General features: G+C 41.7%; 15 protein-coding genes. 10 read left to right on the top strand and 5 right to left on the bottom strand.

What is annotated here, in order from left to right; all coding sequences use genetic code 11:
• Position 1: 1 nt before the first annotated feature.
• Positions 2–1,558, top strand: a complete 1,557-nt coding sequence (locus BUA02_RS08265; RefSeq protein ID WP_072702726.1) for a PP2C family protein-serine/threonine phosphatase — start codon at positions 2–4, stop codon at positions 1,556–1,558.
• Here BUA02_RS08265 and BUA02_RS08260 read toward each other — a convergent pair.
• Positions 1,544–3,217, bottom strand: a complete 1,674-nt coding sequence (locus tag BUA02_RS08260) for a hypothetical protein (RefSeq protein WP_072702723.1) — start codon at positions 3,215–3,217, stop codon at positions 1,544–1,546. The genes BUA02_RS08265 and BUA02_RS08260 overlap by 15 nt on opposite strands.
• Before the next feature lie 481 nt (positions 3,218–3,698).
• On the opposite strand from BUA02_RS08260, the gene BUA02_RS08255 reads away from it, so the two are divergent.
• The 4 genes from BUA02_RS08255 (at position 3,699) to BUA02_RS08240 (ending at position 7,696) form a co-directional block, all read left to right on the top strand.
• Positions 3,699–4,103, top strand: a complete 405-nt coding sequence (locus BUA02_RS08255) for a (deoxy)nucleoside triphosphate pyrophosphohydrolase (RefSeq protein WP_072702720.1) — start codon at positions 3,699–3,701, stop codon at positions 4,101–4,103.
• Positions 4,104–4,568: 465 nt separating this feature from the next.
• The gene (locus tag BUA02_RS08250) at positions 4,569–5,264 is read left to right on the top strand and encodes a polyphosphate polymerase domain-containing protein (protein ID WP_242946492.1); all 696 of its coding nucleotides are present in this window, start codon (positions 4,569–4,571) and stop codon (positions 5,262–5,264) included.
• 34 nt (positions 5,265–5,298) lie between these two features.
• Positions 5,299–5,970 carry a DUF4956 domain-containing protein gene (locus tag BUA02_RS08245; RefSeq protein ID WP_072702715.1) on the top strand — a complete coding sequence of 224 codons (672 nt, stop codon included), beginning with the start codon at positions 5,299–5,301 and terminating at the stop codon, positions 5,968–5,970.
• 10 nt (positions 5,971–5,980) lie between these two features.
• A complete protein-coding gene (locus BUA02_RS08240) occupies positions 5,981–7,696 on the top strand; it encodes a CotH kinase family protein (RefSeq protein ID WP_072702713.1) in 1,716 nt (571 codons plus the stop codon).
• Between the two features lie 70 nt (positions 7,697–7,766).
• Here BUA02_RS08240 and BUA02_RS08235 read toward each other — a convergent pair whose 3' ends face one another.
• Complete coding sequence (locus tag BUA02_RS08235; protein ID WP_072702710.1) at positions 7,767–7,982, bottom strand: hypothetical protein; 216 nt, start codon at positions 7,980–7,982, stop codon at positions 7,767–7,769.
• A gap of 188 nt (positions 7,983–8,170) precedes the next feature.
• On the opposite strand from BUA02_RS08235, the gene BUA02_RS08230 reads away from it, so the two are divergent.
• From BUA02_RS08230 to BUA02_RS08220, 3 genes are all read left to right on the top strand, one after another.
• Positions 8,171–10,315, top strand: coding sequence for a M13 family metallopeptidase (locus BUA02_RS08230; protein WP_072702708.1), 2,145 nt, complete (start codon positions 8,171–8,173; stop codon positions 10,313–10,315).
• Positions 10,316–10,424: 109 nt separating this feature from the next.
• Positions 10,425–13,580, top strand: coding sequence for a toll/interleukin-1 receptor domain-containing protein (locus BUA02_RS08225; protein ID WP_072702706.1), 3,156 nt, complete (start codon positions 10,425–10,427; stop codon positions 13,578–13,580).
• 54 nt (positions 13,581–13,634) lie between these two features.
• On the top strand, positions 13,635–14,405 hold the full coding sequence (locus BUA02_RS08220; protein ID WP_083572703.1) for a histidinol-phosphatase: 771 nt from the start codon (positions 13,635–13,637) through the stop codon (positions 14,403–14,405).
• 248 nt (positions 14,406–14,653) lie between these two features.
• Here BUA02_RS08220 and BUA02_RS08215 read toward each other — a convergent pair whose 3' ends face one another.
• The 3 genes from BUA02_RS08215 to BUA02_RS08205 form a co-directional block, all read right to left on the bottom strand.
• The gene (locus BUA02_RS08215) at positions 14,654–15,433 is read right to left on the bottom strand and encodes a hypothetical protein (RefSeq protein ID WP_072702703.1); all 780 of its coding nucleotides are present in this window, start codon (positions 15,431–15,433) and stop codon (positions 14,654–14,656) included.
• A 184-nt stretch (positions 15,434–15,617) separates the two neighbouring features.
• Positions 15,618–16,313 carry a YczE/YyaS/YitT family protein gene (locus BUA02_RS08210; protein WP_083572713.1) on the bottom strand — a complete coding sequence of 232 codons (696 nt, stop codon included), beginning with the start codon at positions 16,311–16,313 and terminating at the stop codon, positions 15,618–15,620.
• Between the two features lie 429 nt (positions 16,314–16,742).
• On the bottom strand, positions 16,743–17,393 hold the full coding sequence (locus tag BUA02_RS08205) for a Crp/Fnr family transcriptional regulator (protein WP_072702700.1): 651 nt from the start codon (positions 17,391–17,393) through the stop codon (positions 16,743–16,745).
• A gap of 145 nt (positions 17,394–17,538) precedes the next feature.
• On the opposite strand from BUA02_RS08205, the gene BUA02_RS08200 reads away from it, so the two are divergent.
• Positions 17,539–18,342 carry an ATP-binding protein gene (locus tag BUA02_RS08200; RefSeq protein ID WP_072702697.1) on the top strand — a complete coding sequence of 268 codons (804 nt, stop codon included), beginning with the start codon at positions 17,539–17,541 and terminating at the stop codon, positions 18,340–18,342.
• A gap of 137 nt (positions 18,343–18,479) precedes the next feature.
• On the top strand, positions 18,480–19,427 hold the full coding sequence (locus tag BUA02_RS08195; protein WP_071175176.1) for an L-lactate dehydrogenase: 948 nt from the start codon (positions 18,480–18,482) through the stop codon (positions 19,425–19,427).
• Positions 19,428–19,486: the final 59 nt, after the last annotated feature.

Here is a 19,486-nt window from a genome sequence, read left to right as displayed (position 1 = left end):
TATGAATCTACTTTCAAAGAGACAAAAAAGAAGAGCAATAATAGCAACGTTTGTCTATTTCTTTATGATATTGATCAGTGCTCAGCTGATCTACATAAGAGGGCTGACAAATCTAAAGCCTATCTACATCCTGAACATTGGATGCGATATGTTTGGAATGCTCATGGGCTACGTTCTCTTCATATGCTGCCTAATTGATGTACAAAAGACAGGCAGCAACTTAAAGTGGCTTTTGTGCCTGATAAACGTCGCTTATTTGGGAGTTTTTAGCGATTCAGTAGCTTGGCTTGTAGACGGCGTTGTGAAATACAGATGGCTTAATTATGTAGATAACTTTCTTTATTACTGTTGCGCACCCTTTGAGGCTTTCTTTTTCTGGATGTACACAAGAACATACTTAGAGCTTGATAAGAAAAGTGTCAAAGCACTGGACATTCTTGCGAGAGTTGGACTATTTCTTGCCATTTTTTTCCGCATCATAAATCAGTTTAATGGAATGTACTATACTATCACGCCAGAATCCATCTACCAAAGAAGCGCATTATACCCTATGTCCATGATCTATTCCTTTGTCACCATGATAGGAACTCTTACTGTGGTGGTGATAGAACGAAAAAATCTTCAGAAGTATCAGATCGTCGCTTTCTTTGTATATGGCCTTGGACCTCTGGTGATATCTATCATAACATCCCCGGCCTACGGGCTTTCTATCATTGCTAGCGTCATTATGCTGGTGATACTTGTGATGTACGGTGTTCTGAACCTGATCCAGGGCAGAGAAAAAGCTGTGGCAGACAGGGACTTATCCCTTGCAAAGAGCATCCAGGAAAATGTGCTGCCTAGAGTCTTTCCACCATTTCCGGATAGGGAGGAGTTTTCCCTTTATGGCTCTATGACTCCTGCAAAAGAGGTTGGCGGGGATTTCTACGATTTTTATCTTATTGATGATGATCATCTGGCTATCACTATGGCTGATGTTTCCGGTAAAGGCGTGCCGGCAGCTCTTTTCATGATGATCGCCAAGACTATCATAAAGACTCAGACTCTGAATTCAACAGACTTAGATCCCAATACGATTCTTGGAAATGTGAACAATCAACTCTGCGAAGGCAATATTCTAGAGATGTTTGTAACGGTGTGGCATGGAATCCTTACAATATCTACAGGTGAGTTGGTCTATTCAAATGCTGGTCACGAGTATCCAGCTCTCAAGAGGCGTGCAGGCAAGTTTGAACTGGTAAAAGAGAAGCATTCTCCGCCAGTTGCAACTCTTGAAGGCATTAGATTCAAGGGCGGCAAGATCAATCTGTATGAAGGCGACGTGATCTTCCTCTACACCGACGGCGTGACGGAAGCTACTAATATAGGAAAAGAGCTGTTCGGAGAAGAAAGGCTCCTAACAGCTCTTAATGAAAATCTTGATAAATCTGTTGAAGATATTGATAAGAACGTGCGCATGAGTATTGATCACTTCGTCAAGGATGCACCTCAGTTTGATGATATTACTATGCTGGCACTTCAGTATCATGGAGTGGCAGAAGGCTCATCTGACTCCTAAGGCGCCGAGGAGCTCTTCATAGCTTATGCTGCCGTGGACCTCTTTAAATTCGAGAGATTCAAGTCGTTCAATTTCAGCTTTGATCTCTTCTGTTGTCATGTCCTTGCCGGTTAAATTAGTGTAGTATTCGCCATATGGCTCAGTGTAGTCATCAGACATTTCTTCGTCTTCTGAAGGAGCACCGTCGCCATCAGTATCCTGAAACCAAATATACTTGGCGCATAAATCTTCTTCAAGCTCACCATCTTCTCGAATTGACATGAAAGCTTCGTACTGAATGGCACCTGCATAGTCATAGTTTGTATTGTGAAAAACATTTTTGCGTGGAGAATAGTAGTATCCAGCATTTCCCATGGCACCATAGGTCCAGTGGTGCATGTAGCAGTGAGCATGTCCGTCTTTGAAGGTGTAGAGTGAAACATAATAACCATCTTTGCCTGCCACAAGTTCAGGAATGTCGTCATCATCCACATATATAAGATCAAAGGTTACATCATCGCTACCAATGTGATAGAGGTTAGCAATCTGTTCGTAAGCATCTTCGTAATGACCAAATGTGCAGTCTGTGTTGTCTCCCAAAAGGAATGATTTGATCTGGGGGATAGATACGCTATCGCCGTACTGCTCTTCAATCTTTTCTGGGACATCATAGAAGTCTTCATAACTTCCACCAGGCACTGATTCTGCAAGGATTATGTTTGTTCCAAAGTCTGTCTCTCCGATCATCGCAATATCTTTTACCCCATCAGCATTGAAGTCGAAGAATCCAACAGCGTTTAGCTTCTTGAAATATCCCCAGTTGTCGCCGCGGGAAGTGTAAGTGCTTAAGCTTGTAATAAGCTTGCCGTCTTTGACTATCGCTATCCCTACACCATTTTGGGCATCTCCAGGATATGAGATAAAGCGAACAGGTCCTTCACCAGGAACAAGCTCTACATCGAAGGTTTGATCTGGATTACAGTTTTCTTCCCACTGTATGGAGTTTGATCTTACGATAATGCTGTCGCCATCCTTTGTTAGGTTTATGATCCTGTCAGAGTTATAGCCGTAATGGTCAGGCTGGTCAGTAGTGAATCTTAGAGAGTATTCGTTTCCACTCTTTTCACCAGATACGCAAGTGAAAAAGATAGGCTCTTCCATTTCAAACTTTTCTATATAGTATGAGTCGTATTGCTCAAGGTATCTCCAGGTAAAAGAGTCATTTCCTGCATCAAAGCTTTCACCTGTATGTGACTTGGCGTATGAATCAAGGTCTTTTTTTGAAATACGCCATAAATTTGCATAAAGACGCTCCTGATTTTCTTCTTTGACGAATGCGTCTATCTCATCCTGAGAAATGTTAGTGTCTATAATGCCGCCGGATTCAAGAACTACGTCCCAATCAAGCTCAGATGGATCGTTAAAAGGCTTCTTGAGAAAGCCAATGTATTCTGGAGTTGAAAATAAATCGTTGAACTCATTAATCTCGTCTTCAGAGATAGGCTCAGCGTTTGCCATGGAATCAGGTGCGTCACTGTTGTTTGAGTTTTCAGCAGATGTTTCTGCTGAGCTACCAGCTGTTGACTCAAATATATTGTCAGGGTCTGAACCTGCGTCTTTGCCACAGGCAGTCAGAACTAGGATTGTTGTTAATAAGGGGATTAAAAATTTTCTTTTCATTTTAGTGCTTCTTTCTTTATATAATGCAAAAATTAACGAGTTGACTGTACCTTAGCACAATACTGGGGACGTGTAAATCTATTTGACGCCAATTATAGGTAATGTTAGTATATTTATGTGAGTGCTACCGGTAGACGGTTAGCCCGCGTAGTTAAGTGTTTGCAAATAACCGCTCAACTGTCCAGGCTGGGGCGGTTATTTTTGTGTCTTGGAATCATGCCTACCAAACATGTAACCAAGACTAAAAAAAGTCGCACACAGTGCAAGCACTGCAATGAGGTCACTGATTGTTAGTGGCATAAGCAAGTACCTCCAACAAAGATTTCTCATACGAGATTTCTATGATAAACAGAGGTCACAGTCCTCTGGAAGAGGACTAACCGCCTACCGTTGCTACAGGTAGCACGGTCACAATTATATCGAACATACATTCGATAGTCAACAAATGAATTATCATTGATAGTTGTGGGGAAAATGAATAATGAAGATAGTGAATGTTGTAGCAGCAGTTATCTGCGACAATTATGATAACAAGAAAAAGATATTCGCTACTCAGCGAGGATACGGTGAGTACAAGGATGGATGGGAATTTCCTGGGGGAAAGATTGAAGAGGGAGAAACACCTGAGGAAGCTCTTGTTCGTGAGATTAGAGAGGAACTAGGAGCTGAGATTACTGTTCATGATCTAATTGATATAGTTGATTATGATTACGAGGCTTTTCACTTACACATGCATTGTTTCTGGGCGACAGTTGCTTCTGGAGAACTCAAACTTTTAGAACATGAAGCCGCCAAGTGGTTAGGCTTCGACGAACTGAATACAGTGGATTGGCTTCCAGCAGACCTGGAGCTTATCGACAAGATAAAGAAAGAGACCTGTAACTGAGTTACGGGTCTTTTTTTTATGCTTATTTCTCGCTTGCCTTTGGACTCTGATTACCTGCAAATTAAATAAAGCTTGCGTTGCAGGTAACGAAACCGGGTCATAGTAGCCTCCCGGAGTCGTAATCTTTACCTGCAAATTAAATAAAGCTTGCGTTGCAGGTAACGAAACTGGGGCACAACACCCTCCCGGAGACACAATCTTTACCTGCAAATTAAATAAAGCTTGCGTTGCGGGTAACGAAACCGGGGCACAACACCCTCTCGGAGACACAATCTTTACCTGCAAATTAAATAAAACTTGTGTTGCAGGTAACGAGAACGGGTCATAGTAGCCTCCCGCTCCAAAAATGAGCCCTAACCTCCGTCCCTAGGGCTCACTTTTTTATTCTTCTTTTATTTTACTTTTAGGTTGGTTTTAGGTTCGCCCCATAGAATGAGCTACAGCAAAGGCAGAAGGGAGACGAAAGTGAAATACAGGCACGAACTTAAGCATGAGATCACAACTGCAGACATGATTGCGATCCGCCAGAGACTAAGAGCGGTGGCTCAGGCAGATACTCATGCAATTGATGGAAAGTATCTGATAAGAAGCTTGTACTTTGATACGCCGGAAGATAAAGCACTTGTTGAAAAACAAGCAGGCGTTAGCAGAAGACAGAAGTTCAGGATCAGATATTACAACGGCAACAGATCCGTAATACATCTTGAAAAGAAGTGTAAAGTAGGCGGCCTTGGAACAAAGATATCAGCAAACCTTACAGATGCTCAGGCCCAGTCAATTGTAGATGGCGACATTGAGTGGATGCAGCATAGTGACAATGAACTAATAAAAGAGCTTTATTCCAAAATGACAGCAGACAGGCTAAAGCCAAGAGTTATCGTTGATTACACCAGAGAGCCATTCATCTATGCTCCGGGTAATGTCCGAGTGACACTTGATTATAACATCAGGACAGGCCTTAACAACACAGACTTTTTAAATACTGAATGCGTCACAATCCCTGCAGCTATGGGCGTTTGTATTATGGAAGTTAAGTGGGACGAATTTTTACCGGAGATCATCAGAGACGCTGTTCAATTGCCCCACGCAAGAGTCGGCTCTTTTTCTAAATACGAAGCCTGCAGACAACCGCGAATAGAGCATGGATACGGAGAATTTTAATTAAAAGAGATTACAAATAAGGAGACTAATAAAAATGAGTTTTAATGACATCTTTAAATCAAGTTTTTTGGAAAATGTAACTAGCATAAGTGTGTTAGACATGGTATTGGCCATGGTTTTAGCCTTTGCAATCGGACTGTTTATCTTCTTTGTCTACAAAAAGACCTACCAGGGAGTAATGTACTCTTCCAGCTTTGGCGTAACTTTAGTAGCACTCACAATGATCACAACACTCGTAATCCTGGCTGTTACCAGCAACGTAGTTCTTTCACTTGGTATGGTCGGTGCCCTCTCAATCGTTCGTTTCAGGGCTGCCATAAAAGAGCCTTTGGATATCGCGTTCCTGTTTTGGTCAATCGCAGTTGGTATCGTACTTGCAGCTGGAATGATCCCTCTTGCAGTATTTGGCAGTGTGATCATCGGAGCGATCTTACTTATCTTTGTTAATAAAAAGAGCTATCTCATGCCTTACATCATCGTGATCAATTGCGTAGATCATGAGGCAGAAGTAGAAGCATGTAACTATATCAAAAAGAGAGTAAACCGCATGGTTGTTAAGAGCAAAAGCGCTCAGAAGGGCAACCTTGAACTTAACCTAGAAGTAAGACTTAAGGAAGACAACACAGATTTTGTAAATGACCTTGCTGATATGAAGGGCGTAAACAACGCAGTTCTTGTTAGCTACAACGGAGAATACATGGGATAAGGAGAAATCTATGTCCACACACAAGCTTATAGATAAGGTTTGTATTTTTGTTATTATATTCGCTGTTCTTGCGACAGTTCTTTTCATGAATGGCTCTGCCATCGGTATTACAGCTGACGACTCGGTGGAGATGGGATATGAGGAGCTTTTGTTTGATGACAGCTACGTGCATACCATCGACATCGAGATTGATGACTGGGATAGTTTCCTTGAAACAGCAACTTCTGAAGAGTACTCAGCGGCCAACGTGACAATTGATGGTGAGACAGTTTACAACGTTGGTATCAGAGGTAAGGGAAACACGTCGCTTTCGACGGTAGAACAGCTTGATAGTGACAGATACAGCTTCAAAATTGAATTTGACTGCTACGAGTCCAGCAATACATATCACGGACTTGATAAGTTGTGCCTCAACAACCTGATCCAAGACTATACCATGATGAAGGATTATATTGCATACAAGCTTATGGGTGAGTTTGGCGTAGATGCGCCACTTGTAAGCTATGTTTACATCACAGTTAACGGCGAAGACTGGGGATTATATCTTGCAGTTGAAGCAGTTGAGGATTCTTTCCTCGAAAGAAATAATGGAACAAATTACGGAAATCTCTACAAGCCTGATACTTTGAGTATGGGCGGTGGCCGAGGAAACGGCAGAGATTTTGACATGAATGACGTGGACTCTAGTGATATGCCGGAAGGTTTTGGTAAAAAGCCAGACGATAATGATGATATGCCGGAAGGTTTTGATAAAAAGCCAGGTGATAATGATGATATGCCGGAGGAATTTGATCCAGGTGATAGCTCAGGTGAGTTGCCGGGGAAGGGCTCAGAAGAACATGGTGGAATGGGCAGTGACGACTCCAAGCTCAAATATATAGATGATGACATTGACAGCTACTCAAATATTTTTGATAGCGCCAAGACTAACATCAAGAAGTCAGATAAAAAGAGACTTATAAACTCTCTTAAGACTCTAAGTGAAGGTATAGAGGAGCAGGATGCCGACAAGATTGCAGAAGCTGTTGATGTAGACGCAGTTATGAGATACATGGTAGTTCACAACTTCCTTGTAAACGGCGATAGCTACACAGGCTCCATGATCCACAACTACTACTTGTACGAGGAAGATGGCTTACTTTCTATGATTCCTTGGGATTATAACTTGGCTTATGGATCATTCCAGGGGCAGGATGCTGACGGAGCGGTCAATGATCCTATAGACACACCTCTTTCAGTTTCTGAGGATAGTGATGATAGACCAATGTTCTCATGGATCACCTCCTGTGATGAGTACACAGAGATGTACCACGAGTACTACGGAGATTTCCTTGAGCAGTTCTATACTAGTGGATATTTGCAGGATATTATCGAGTCTACCTATAACATGATCTCTAAATATGTAGAAAAAGACCCAACTAAGTTCTGCACAACAGAGGAATTCGAAACTGCAGTTGAGACAATGAAGACATTTGTAGAGCTTCGCTGTCAGAGTATTTCTGGCCAGCTTGATGGAACCATAGGTTCCACAGATGCAGAGCAGGAGGAAAATCCTGACGCTCTGATAGATGCTTCATCAATAACTCTTTCCGACATGGGATCCATGGGCGGCGGAATGGGCGGTGGCCCAGGACAAGGCGATGGTGAGCATAGTGGTCCACCAAGTGTTGACGGTGAACATAGTGGTCCACCAAGTGGTGGCCCTGATCAAAATAGTGACGGCTAAAATATAAATGAGTTCTAGGCAGGACGCCTAGGACTCATTTTTATTGAAAGATAGATAAAAAGTACAGTATTTACTTCCGTGCAGAATTGGCTGCGGCTGATTCCATTACGACCTCTGTTTCACCTTCCTCTAAATTTACAGTGATGACAGGTCTTGGGATCTCATCTGCGGTATTCTTTATGAACTGCGCAATTATCGGGTTTTTAGCATAAAGAACTATCAGTGCACATGCTATCATTATTAACGCCAATATTGCATACAATAATTTTGAAATGATTTTTTCCATAAGCTCCATCTCCTAAAAAAAATGATTTCAATTTTGTGGTAAAGACATATTAGCACCTGACAATAAAAAAACTGTAAATACGGAATAATAAATTTATTATTTTCTTCTTACTTTTTAGCATTTATAATAGCTATAATTGTTACAAAAAATGTTATGAAAAGCGTTTCGGAAAATGAGGAGAAGAAAAAATGAAGAAAAAAGCGTTAAGTGTACTTTTGACTACTTGCATGATGACTTCCCTCCTGGCAGGATGTGGGGCAAAGACTGAGACACAGACAGCAGGAGATGGTGCATCACTTGAAGCAAGTGAAAGTGCTGAGGATTCATCAGAATCTGCATCTGAAGCAGAGGATGAGAGCGAAGATGGAGCTACAAAAGGGCAGGGAGGAACTCCTTGGGTAAACTCAGAACTTAAGTCAAACGTAACTGCAGATACAGTTGTAGACCCAAAGGATGATTTTCATCTTTATGCAAATAAGGACTGGATCCTTGAAAATGAAATTCCAGATGGTTACACACAGTGGAGCCATTACGCAGAGCGTGGTCTTGAAGTAAAGAACCAGTGTATGGAGCTTTTAAAGGATGAGACTATTGAAGGCCACGATGCTGAACTTGTTCGTACATACAACAGCCTGATCCTTGATTGGGAGTCAAGAAATAAGCTTGGTGTCACAGAACTTCAGGAAGGCTATGACAAGATCGTAGCAGTAAAGAGTCTTGAGGATGTTACAAAGCTTTTAACAGATGAAGAAACAGTTTACGACTACTACAATTTTGTAAACTTCGGCGCAGGCGTCGGCCTCAACGACCCTGAGACCAATATCGTTATTGTGGACACACCAGATCTTTTACTTAGTGATTCCGCTGAGTACTCTGAGAGAACAGATTACGGCGATATGTACTACGGCTATAGAAAAGACATGTTTGTATACATGGCTCAGAAGTTTGGTATGTCAGAGGATGAGGCAAACAAGTGCTTTGATCAGGCTTTTGATTTTGAGACTAAGCTTGCTTCTAAGATCTACAGCACAAACGATATGTATGCTGATGATTATTATGACAAGATCAACAACGAAATGTCTTTTGATGATGCTTCAGCTTGTAGCAAGACATTTCCATTAAAGGAGATCCTTACAGCGTCAGGTTATGTATATGACGGACCATACCTTGTTACAACACCAGACTACTTCTCATATCTTGATGAGATCTACACTGAAGAAAATATTGAAGCCATCAAGTCACTTTTGATCGTTAAGTACATTCTTCCTTTCTCAACAAGTGTTGATAAAGAGACTTATGATAAAAAGAATGAGCTTGTAGCCCAGTATTTTGGCATGAGTGGAACAGTAAGTGATGAAGAGATGGCTTATGACAGCGTTATTGATTCACTTCCTGATTCAATGCAGATCGTTTACATCGAGAAGTATGGTTCAGAAGAAGATAGACAGAAGATGACAGAGCTGTGTCAGATGGTCATCGACACATACAGAGAGCTTCTTTCCGAGAATGAATGGGCTTCAGATGAAGTTAAAAACTATGCTATCGAGAAACTTGATAACATCACTATCCATGCAGCATATCCTGACAAGTTCAACGATACAACAGGTATCGACCTGACAGACTGCTCACTTATCGAGGCAGACACCAGAATTGCTAATCATAATATTGAAGAAAATATTAAACTCATGGGACAGAAGGTTGATCATGAGAAATGGGCTGATGGAATGGCTGTTACAGACTGTAATGCCTTCTACAATCCAAGCGATAACAGTATCAACATGATCATCGGTATGATGGGTGAACCTTTCTATTCAAGTGATATGAGCGTAGAAGAACTCTATGCTTCAATCGGTGCTTTCTGGGTTGGACACGAAATCTCACACGCCTTTGACAGCAATGGAGCACAGTTTGATGCTGAAGGGTACTACAGAGACTGGTGGACAGAAGCTGACAAAGAAGAGTTCCAGAAGCGCGTTGGTAAGATGGATGACTATCTTGATACTATCGTAGCCTTTGGCGATGACCATTTCATCGGCTCTAACATTGACACAGAGATGGTTGCCGATATGACAGGTCTTCAGTGTGCACTTAGAATGGCTTCCAAGGTAGAAGGTTTCGACTACCAGAAGTTCTTTATCAAATACGCACAGATGAACGCATCTATCGCAACCTACAGCGATGAATTCAGCCAGCTTACACAGGATGCACATCCTCTTAACTACTCAAGAACTAACGTACCGGTTCAGCAGTTCGACGAGTTCTACGAAGCCTTCGATGTCAAGGAAGGTGACAATATGTATCTTGCACCAGAGGACAGACTCATCATCTGGTAACGAGGAAAAAATGAGCCCTAGGGACGGTGGTTAGGGCTCATTTTTTTGAAAGTGAGCCACAACCTCCGTCCCTAGGGCTCATTTCGGGAAAAGGAAAGAAATTGGGAAAATGAGTACACATTACAACGCTTTTATTTCATACAAGCATGCGGACCTTGATAATAAGGTTGCGGCAATGATAGAAAAAGACCTGGAGCACTATCACATTCCAGCCAGGATCCAGAAAAAGACAGGCATAAAGAAGATTGAGAGAATATTCAGAGATACTGATGAGCTCCCTATTACAAGTGACCTTAGTGCCACAATTGAAGAGGCTCTTGCTAATTCTGATTATCTGATCGTTTTGTGCTCAAAAAATACTTGTCTCTCAACCTGGGTTGAGAGGGAAATCCAGCTCTTTTTACAGAATCACTCAAGAGATAACATCTTTACAGTTGTTGCGGATGGAGAGCCAAATGAAGTTATTCCGCAGATCCTTTTATCAAGAGAGGTGCAGATCACTGACGTAAATGGCGAGATCAGGACTGTGACAGAGAAGGTTGAGCCACTTGCCTGCGATTACAGACTCCAGAGAAAAGATGTTAAGGCAACGGAAGTTCCAAGGCTTGTTTCAGCCATGATTGGCTGTTCATACAACGAACTTATGGACAGGCAGCGCCAGTACAAGATGAAGAGGCTCACTGCTATCTTTGCTGCTTCCATGGCTCTTTTCATAGGCTTTGGTGCTTACATGATCTACAGCAACCACAGGATCAATGAAAACTATATCAATGCCTTAAGCAATGAGTCTAAGTTCCTGGCAAACGAGTCTGAGAAGTACATGAATGATGAGCAGAGGCTCAAGGCTTTGTGGCTTGCTCTTGCTGCGCTTCCAAATGAGAAAACCCCTGACAGACCGGTGATCCCCGAGGCAGAAAAGGCTATAACCAAGGCTACAAGGGCCTATGTTGCAAATGACGGTTCAGCTAATATTACTGCTACATGGAACTATACCATGCCAGATACGATCACTGATTTCCAGATGTCTTTTGACGGATCTGCATGTGCTGCCATTGATGCATCAAATAATGTGAGGGTGTGGAATCACGGCAGTCACGAGCTTGTGTACGAGTACAGCAGCGTTGATGATGGCGCCAAGCATATTGAATTCCTGGATAAAGACATACTGATGATCACGGGCTATCAGTTTGTCATGGCTGTAAATACTTCTGATGGCTCTGAAATGTGGAGGCATGAGAAACTTAGTGACGAGTGGATTTCGAACACCATCCGTGACGGATTTCAGGTTATGAAGGATGGGTCGGTCATGGTAGCTACTGATTCTGACGGACTCTACAAGCTTGATATCAACACAGGGACAATTCTTGATGTTTACACTATTCCTACAGAAAGTGATGACTATAGGAGCATCGCTTTTGCAGGATTCCAATTCAGTGAGGATGGCTCCAAGCTGTCGTTTTTCACAAGTTTTAAAACAGGAGCTCCTGATTGTCTTGTGGTCTGCGACATGAAGACAGGAGATCTTACCTACTTAGACTGCGCTGCAGAAGGGTATCTTCCTGATGGATATTATTTCCTTAAGAGTAAGTGGATTGGCAATGACACCATTGTATTTGCTACCACAAGAGGCATGGGAGAAACTAATTACAGTTATGAAAATAAAAATGTGATTTCAACAAATAAATTGGGAATATTCTGCATAAATGCAGATGACTTATCACTGCGATGGCAGGATGTGTTTGCCGAGAATTCTTTTGCCTATGACTCAGAATTTACAATTATAGACGATGTGAACGGCGTGCTGTTCTATGCCGGCAACATCATAAGCATTTGGGACAGGACTACTGGTGAACTTTTAGAATCCTACAACACTAATTCACCTATCACAAATATGCAGTGGCTAAGTGCAAAAGAGAGCTATCCAATGTTTTTTACCCATGATGGTGGATACATTGACCTTAACAACGGTGACGCGGCTTACGAACTTTTGCCTAATGATGATTCGCTGATCATAAGCTACTATTTCGCTGATGGTATGGATAAAGCTATAGCCAACCGCGGGGCTTATGTTCATAAAGAGGGAAGTAATGAGCTTATCTTTTACTCTGTAAAAGCTTATGATGATGATATTTGTTTTTTTAAAGATTCACCTTCATACCTGGCTTATGATAATAACATCGAATATGGATGCAGCGAAGAATATCTCTCTATTTTTTCATCAAATGGTGGAAAAGCCAGTGTGTCAATTTTTGATCTAAGTTCTATGAGTTTCATGAATCAGGTTGAGATTGGCAATGAGGATAGTCTCTATGGTTATGAGCTTGTTGGCTATGAGAATGGCTATACCTATCTGACAGATTCTTCTGGTAAGGGATTTGACCTTTTGGAGATTAACAATGCTACAGGGGAGCTTACAAGGACCACTCTTTTTGATGAAACATATGATTGCAAAGCAGTTATGGGAGACGGAGAGATCTTTTACTATGTAGGAGACGTTATTAATGGACCAGCTCTTTATAGCTATGATCTTGAGAAAAGAGTGGCTAAGGGCTACGGCGTCGACACTGATAGTTATTCCAAAAACGTCATTGAGTTTGATAAAGAAAATGACATTGTTTTCTGCGGCGGAGATGTGGACCAGATCTTGAACCTTAAGCGTAGAGACAAAAAAACAAAGGTGATAGAACATAGTGGCGAATGGGCTGAGACAGTTAAGGCTGTCATTGATCCAGAGAGCAGGAAGATAGTCACTACTGATGATCACATGATCGAGATATTTGATCTTGAAGGCAATTCACTTCAGAGGATCAACTGTATCGAAGTTGAAGTTCAGGGAATGTATGTCTTTTCCCAGGACGATACATCACCAAAAGAGCTACTGGTGATGTATGCTAATGGAGAGCTATACCGCTACGACTATGAAACTGGCGAATTTATTGCCAAGACAAACCTTGAAAATGCTTCAAAATTTGCATCACAGGCAGCGTTCTATCATGACAAAGACAAGAATCTTCTATTTGTTCAAGCTGGTATGGTGACTCATATGATCGAACTTGAGAGCTGGATCGAGCTTGCTGCTATAAATGGCGGAATGGCTTACAATGCGCAAAATGATGCCTTTATTGTAATGTCTGAGGTTGAAGATTATGAAAAGAAGGTTGGATTCTATAGAAGATATTCTACAGAACAGTTAATAGAAAAAGGAAACAAGCTCCTTGAGGGCACTGAGATCAGCGAGGAGTTCAAGCAGCAGTACGGGCTATAAAGAGTTTTTGAGCCCTAGGGAGGTCGCCACGACAGAAAGGACAGACAAAAAGAGATGCTGGCAAATTATCACACGCATACAGTAAGATGCAATCATGCAGTAGGAACAGAGCGGGAATATGTAGAAAGAGCTATAGAGAAGGGCTTTAAGATACTTGGCTTTTCAGATCACACGCCTCAGCCCTATGAGACATTCTATGAATCAAGTACCAGAATGAAAATGGCTGAGCTTCCAGATTACACTCAGACGCTTGTTGATCTTCGTGAGGAATACAAGGATCAGATCAAGATCCTTATAGGTTACGAAGTCGAGTATTTTAGAGATTACTTTGATCCTCTTATGGAAGAACTTAGGAAATATCCGCTTGATTATATCATTCAGGGACAGCACAACGTTCCAGATGAACCTCATGGAGCTTATGTTGGATTTCAGACTGATGATGAGATGGTGCTCGCCAGTTATGTTGATCATTGCATCGAGGGCATGGAGACAGGTCTTTTCCTGTATCTTGCTCATCCTGACCTTATTAATTTTGTTGGCAATGAGAAGCTTTACATGAATCAGATGGAGAGACTTGTTGATGCTGCAGTCAGCCTTGATCAGCCTCTTGAAGTTAATGTCTATGGCTTTATTGACCATAGGAATTATCCTAGTGACCGCTTTTTCCAGATGGCCTCTGAGAAGGGTGCGAGATTTGTAGTGGGCTGCGATGCCCATGCTCCTCAGGTTATCCAGCAGATAGAGGATATCCCTGAGTTTGCGGAGTTTTTGGATAGAAATAAGATTGTCATCGGGGATAATGTGCTGGAGATGAAGGAGATTTGATGTGAATTCCCGGTTGCTTGCGACTTGAAGGAGATTTGATATGAATTCCCGGTTGCTTGCGACTTGAAGGCAATATGGCGACTTTTTTAGCAAGTTTTTACCCCTAGATTCTTATTTAGGGGTAAATTTTTTTGAATTAGTTTTCCGTAGTGAAAATCAAGCTTGAAAAAAGGGCTTAAAATGGCCCAAAAGGGTAAAGAATGATTCAAAAATCTTCCATATTGCCTTCAAAATGGCGTCAAACTTGCCTATTCACAAAAATAGAATTGCACCATCTCTCTAATAAGCGCATAGTCTATTGGATATTTATTGGATTCATAAGAAAAAAGCAGGTTATAACCTGGCATATAGCCTTGGGATATGTAAAGAGGAATCTTGCCAAGAGAATTCTGAACGTAAGAAGGCTTGTCCATTAGCCCTAGATGTTCCCAGATAAAGGTTATTCCTTTTGTGGGATGAAGAATTGTAAAGTCTGGATGAAGTGTTATTCCGTCAAAGACAATAGGACACTCATATCTATAAGGTATGCTAAGCTCAAACAACGTATCAGCGATATAAGCTTCTGTTTTTGAACGAACCATATCTCCTTTCTTTGTTTTGAATAGAAGCTTTTCTTTGTGATCCTCATTTCGAGGATATTCAGCTTTTTCCCAAGCTCTTTTGTAAACAATTTCATCTAACAGGTCATCCATTTTTGCTGCTTCATCAAGTAATTTATATGCTGATGGGGCTTTATCATGTTTAAGATAGCGCTGGACATTTTTGTATTGTAGCTTTTTAGCTGAAAGAAGCTTTGTATAGTAAGTCTTTTGTGCAAGCTTTTTTGCAAGGGCCTTTTCTGCTTTTGGTATGTACTTACGAGTAACTTTTCCTGAAGAATCCTTGAGTTCCTGATACCATTTGGTATTGTTTTTATACTTGTAGCATACAAAAAGTCCTTCAGGCATAGTTTTGATTTTTCGCTGAAGCGCAGAAATTTCTTTTTTAAGAATAGCCTCCTGCTGCTTTATAATTGTAGTAAGCGTCATATGTACCTCTTTTTACTTAAAATGAATCGTTCGGAAGAATATTCCCAGATTCTAGATTTGATAGAACGGTCAAATGAAATGACCGGAAAGAAATATAACATGCTTTTTGAAGAATGTAAAGTGCTAAAAAAATATCCTCCTCACTGGTCTGTCTAGTAAGGAGAGCATGGATGATCTTGCGGCCTCAAGCTGCGTGTGAATGTGTAAAAACTGTTTTGAAAGATTCGTCAATTCGCTGGTGGTGAACTTCAGCGGCGTTGAATTTAACTGACTTAAATGCTACCTGCATGATAGGACCTGTCGCAAATGCACTGATCAAAGTTCCGATGCCGACTGGTCCTCCAAGGAGCCAGCCCACAAATGTCACAGTTGTTAAAAGAGCTATGCTCAGCCCACCAATTGGAACCTGTCTGATCCTTTTTGAAAGTGCCACAAGAAGTGTATCTCTTGGTCCGCATCCAAGTGACGCTGTCATGTATGTGTACTGCGTATACGCTGCAATTGTAAGACCAAGGAGCATCACAGCTACGCCGAGAACTGGTGAAGTGCACTTTGGCACTAGATTTATCCTGTTAAAAAAGTCTACGGACTTACCTACTACAAAAGAGTCAATAAACATCGCAATTCCGATTGGCTCTCTCAATGAAATATCAATTGCAAGAATAGATAATGAAACTATGATAGATGCTGTTCCATAGAGGATTCCAAGACTCTTGGACATTCCGATATGAAGTACGTCCCAGGGACTTGCACCGATGTTAGCTTGAATTGTAAGGTAGATCCCAAATCCATTTATAAATAGGCTGACGGCTGCCAGAAGCATGTTCATGGCAATCTGTTTCCAGCTATTGTTCTGATGTAAACTTGCGTTTTTTAACATGTCATTAAAAACTCCCATGTATTTGGCCTGTAGCCAACCTTAGCTATTTTACATCAATACAATTGTATTGTCACATTAATTTTTATCAAGTTTTAATTCTTGATTTTGGTTGTTATTTTGAAGGTAATGTCAGAAATTTTTGGATCAATCTTTACCCTTTTGGCTTGTTTTAGCCCTTTTTTTCAAGCTTGTTTTTCTGTCGAGAAAGTTCTTTCATAAACTTTTACCCTTTATCATGAATTTAGGGGTAAAAAACTTGTAAAAAAAATGTTATATTGCCTTCAAATCATCGACAGCAAGAAAGTAGCACTGACTAATGCAGGCAAAACCACCAGCATCTCCTTGCATCATGCCCCTACCAGCACGTGTTATATTAGTAGAAACGCTTATAATTTGTGGAGAAAAGACTTATAGCAGCTCTTTTTGCATTTATAGGAGCTTGAAGTGACTCTTCCTAAACTCAATGAGCCCTTCATATCGCATGTGAGACAGCTCTTTTGACATGTTGGTGCGCTCTAGGTTCAGGTAGTCAGCCAGCTGCTGGCGGTTGAAGGGAATGTCGAATTCCCTAGAGCCAGTCTGGAGGGCGATGGCGTTAAGGTAGGACAGGAGGCGACTTCGGCAACTCTTTGGAGAAGTGTAAAAGCTTCTTCCGGAGAGGGCGAGATTTTTTTGAGACGAAATTATGAGGATGTTTTGCAGGAGCTTTTCCTTCCAGGAGGAGCTCTTTTGGCTACTATCCAGGATATTCCTGATGTTGCAAAAGAGAATCCGGCAGTCCTCATTGGCTCTGACATCCACCAGCATGACGGCGCCAAGAAGGGCGTAGGTTTCAGCAAAATATTGGCCGGCTCCAACGTGACTAAGGACCGTGCAGTTGCCCCAGACGTCGTTACTTTCGATGGTGACGCTGCCGGAGATGACCATGCCGATCATCGAAGTTTTGTCTCCTGCGTGGAGGAGAATCTCATCTTTGTGAAAAGACCTTTCAAATGAGCCAAGAGTTTCGAGGCACTGAGAGAGCTCTTTTGATGAAAGACCTGAAAATAATCTGCTATTTAATAAATTTGAATAATCCATGATCCACCGCCGTTTCCAGACATGTTCCAATCCAAAATGGAAAAACATAAATTTTTAAAATGTGGTTTAAACAACATAATTTACAATTCGAGTATATTATACTGACGCCATCAGAACAAGTTTAAAAAAGAAATGGAGAATTGAGATGGTCAGACAGATAATTCATATCGATGAAGAAAAGTGCAATGGTTGCGGAATCTGCGCCACAGCTTGCCACGAGGGCGCAATAGAGATAATAAACGGGAAGGCAAAGCTTGTGAGAGAGAACTTCTGCGACGGTTTTGGAGACTGCCTTCCAGGATGCCCAACAGGAGCCATAACCTTTGAAAACAGGGAAGCACCTGAATATGACGAGGCGGCAGTTAAGGCCAGCAAGGAGATGAAAGAAAAAGCAAACAGCGAAGGAAAGGCAGATGTAAAGAAGGGATTGAAGATAATGAATATTTGTGAAAATGAAGGAATGATGGGACATGCAGGAGGCTGCCCTGGATCAAGGTTCATGAAACTTGGAGGAAACAATGATCTTGAGCATAATATGGAAGAGATACCTGCAGACAAGAACAGTGCAGTGGTGGCGAAACCCATCTCCCACCTGATGCAGTGGCCATGCCAGATCAAGCTCCTTCCTACACAGGCAGAGTTCTATGATGGCGCTAAGCTCCTCATTGCTGCAGATTGCACAGCATATGCCTACGCCAACATGCATGAAGACTTCATGAAGGGCAAGGTTACAATGATCGGATGCCCAAAGCTTGATGAGGGCGATTACACAGAAAAGCTTACAGAGATCATCAAGTACAACGATATCAAGAGCGTGATAGTAGTAAGGATGGAGGTTCCATGTTGCGGTGGCCTTCAGAGAGCAGCAGAGAACGCGCTTAGAAATAGTGGAAAATTCATCCCTTGGCAGGTAGTTACTATTTCAAGGGACGGAAACATACTTGAATAAAATTGTCACTAAATAACGTTTAAGAGAAACCAAAATAAAGATATACTATATTTACAAGCAACATAAATTCGATTTATCTCAATAGGAGTATATCTTGAGATCATGATACATTGTTCATCACATAAAGGAGGTACATCATGGCGTCACTTAATGAAAGAAAAGTTGCAGTAGTAGGTTGTGGGTTTGTTGGCTCAGCATCAGCTTTTGCTCTCATGGAGAGTGGTCTTTTTTCTGAGATGGTGCTGATTGATGTAAATAAAGACAAGGCAGAGGGCGAAGCGCTTGATATCAGCCACGGCCTTCCTTTTGCAAAGCCAATGTCTATCTATGCTGGCGATTACAAAGACGCAGCGGATGCGGCGGTTGTAGTTGTGACAGCGGGAGCGGGACAAAAGCCAGGTGAGACACGACTTGATCTTGTTAAAAAGAACATTGGGATATTTAAATCCATCATTCCTGAAATAGCAAAGTATAATAAAGAGGGAATTCTTCTGATAGTTGCAAATCCGGTAGATATCTTGACATACGCAGCAGCCAAGCTCAGCGGATTCCCAGAAAACAGAGTCTTTGGTTCAGGAACTGTGCTTGATACTGCAAGGTTCAAATACCTTTTGGGTGAGCACCTTGATATCGACAGCCGTTCAGTGCATGCATTTATCATTGGTGAGCATGGTGACAGCGAGATTGCCGCTTGGAGTAGTGCCAATGTGTCTGGAATTCCAATCAATGATTTCTGCGAGATGAGAGGCCACTTCGAACATGAGAAGTCAATGAATAAGATAGCGGAAAACGTCAAGAACAGCGCCTACGGTATTATAGAAAAGAAAGGCGCCACATACTACGGCATTGCCATGAGTGTAAGGCGTATCTGTGAAGCAATCATCAGGGATGAAAAGAGTATCCTTCCAATTTCCAGCATTCAACATGGCGATTTTGGAATTGATGACATCGCACTTAGCATGCCTGCTATTGTAGGTCGAAATGGCGTTGAGGGCGCAGTTCCAATTAAGCTTAGTGATCAGGAAAAAGAGGCACTCAAGGCCTCAGCAACAACTCTCAAAGAAGTGCTCAAGGAAGCCTTCTAAGATTTCGATAGTAATTAAGAACATCTGAAAGCAACTAAAATAGCTATGTTTAACGATAA

This window comes from Butyrivibrio hungatei DSM 14810 (assembly GCF_900143205.1).
In the GTDB taxonomy this organism is placed as follows: Bacteria; Bacillota; Clostridia; order Lachnospirales; family Lachnospiraceae; genus Butyrivibrio; species Butyrivibrio hungatei.
The sequence above is the reverse complement of the archived record's forward strand: the minus strand, read 5'-3'. Positions and strand labels throughout refer to the sequence as shown.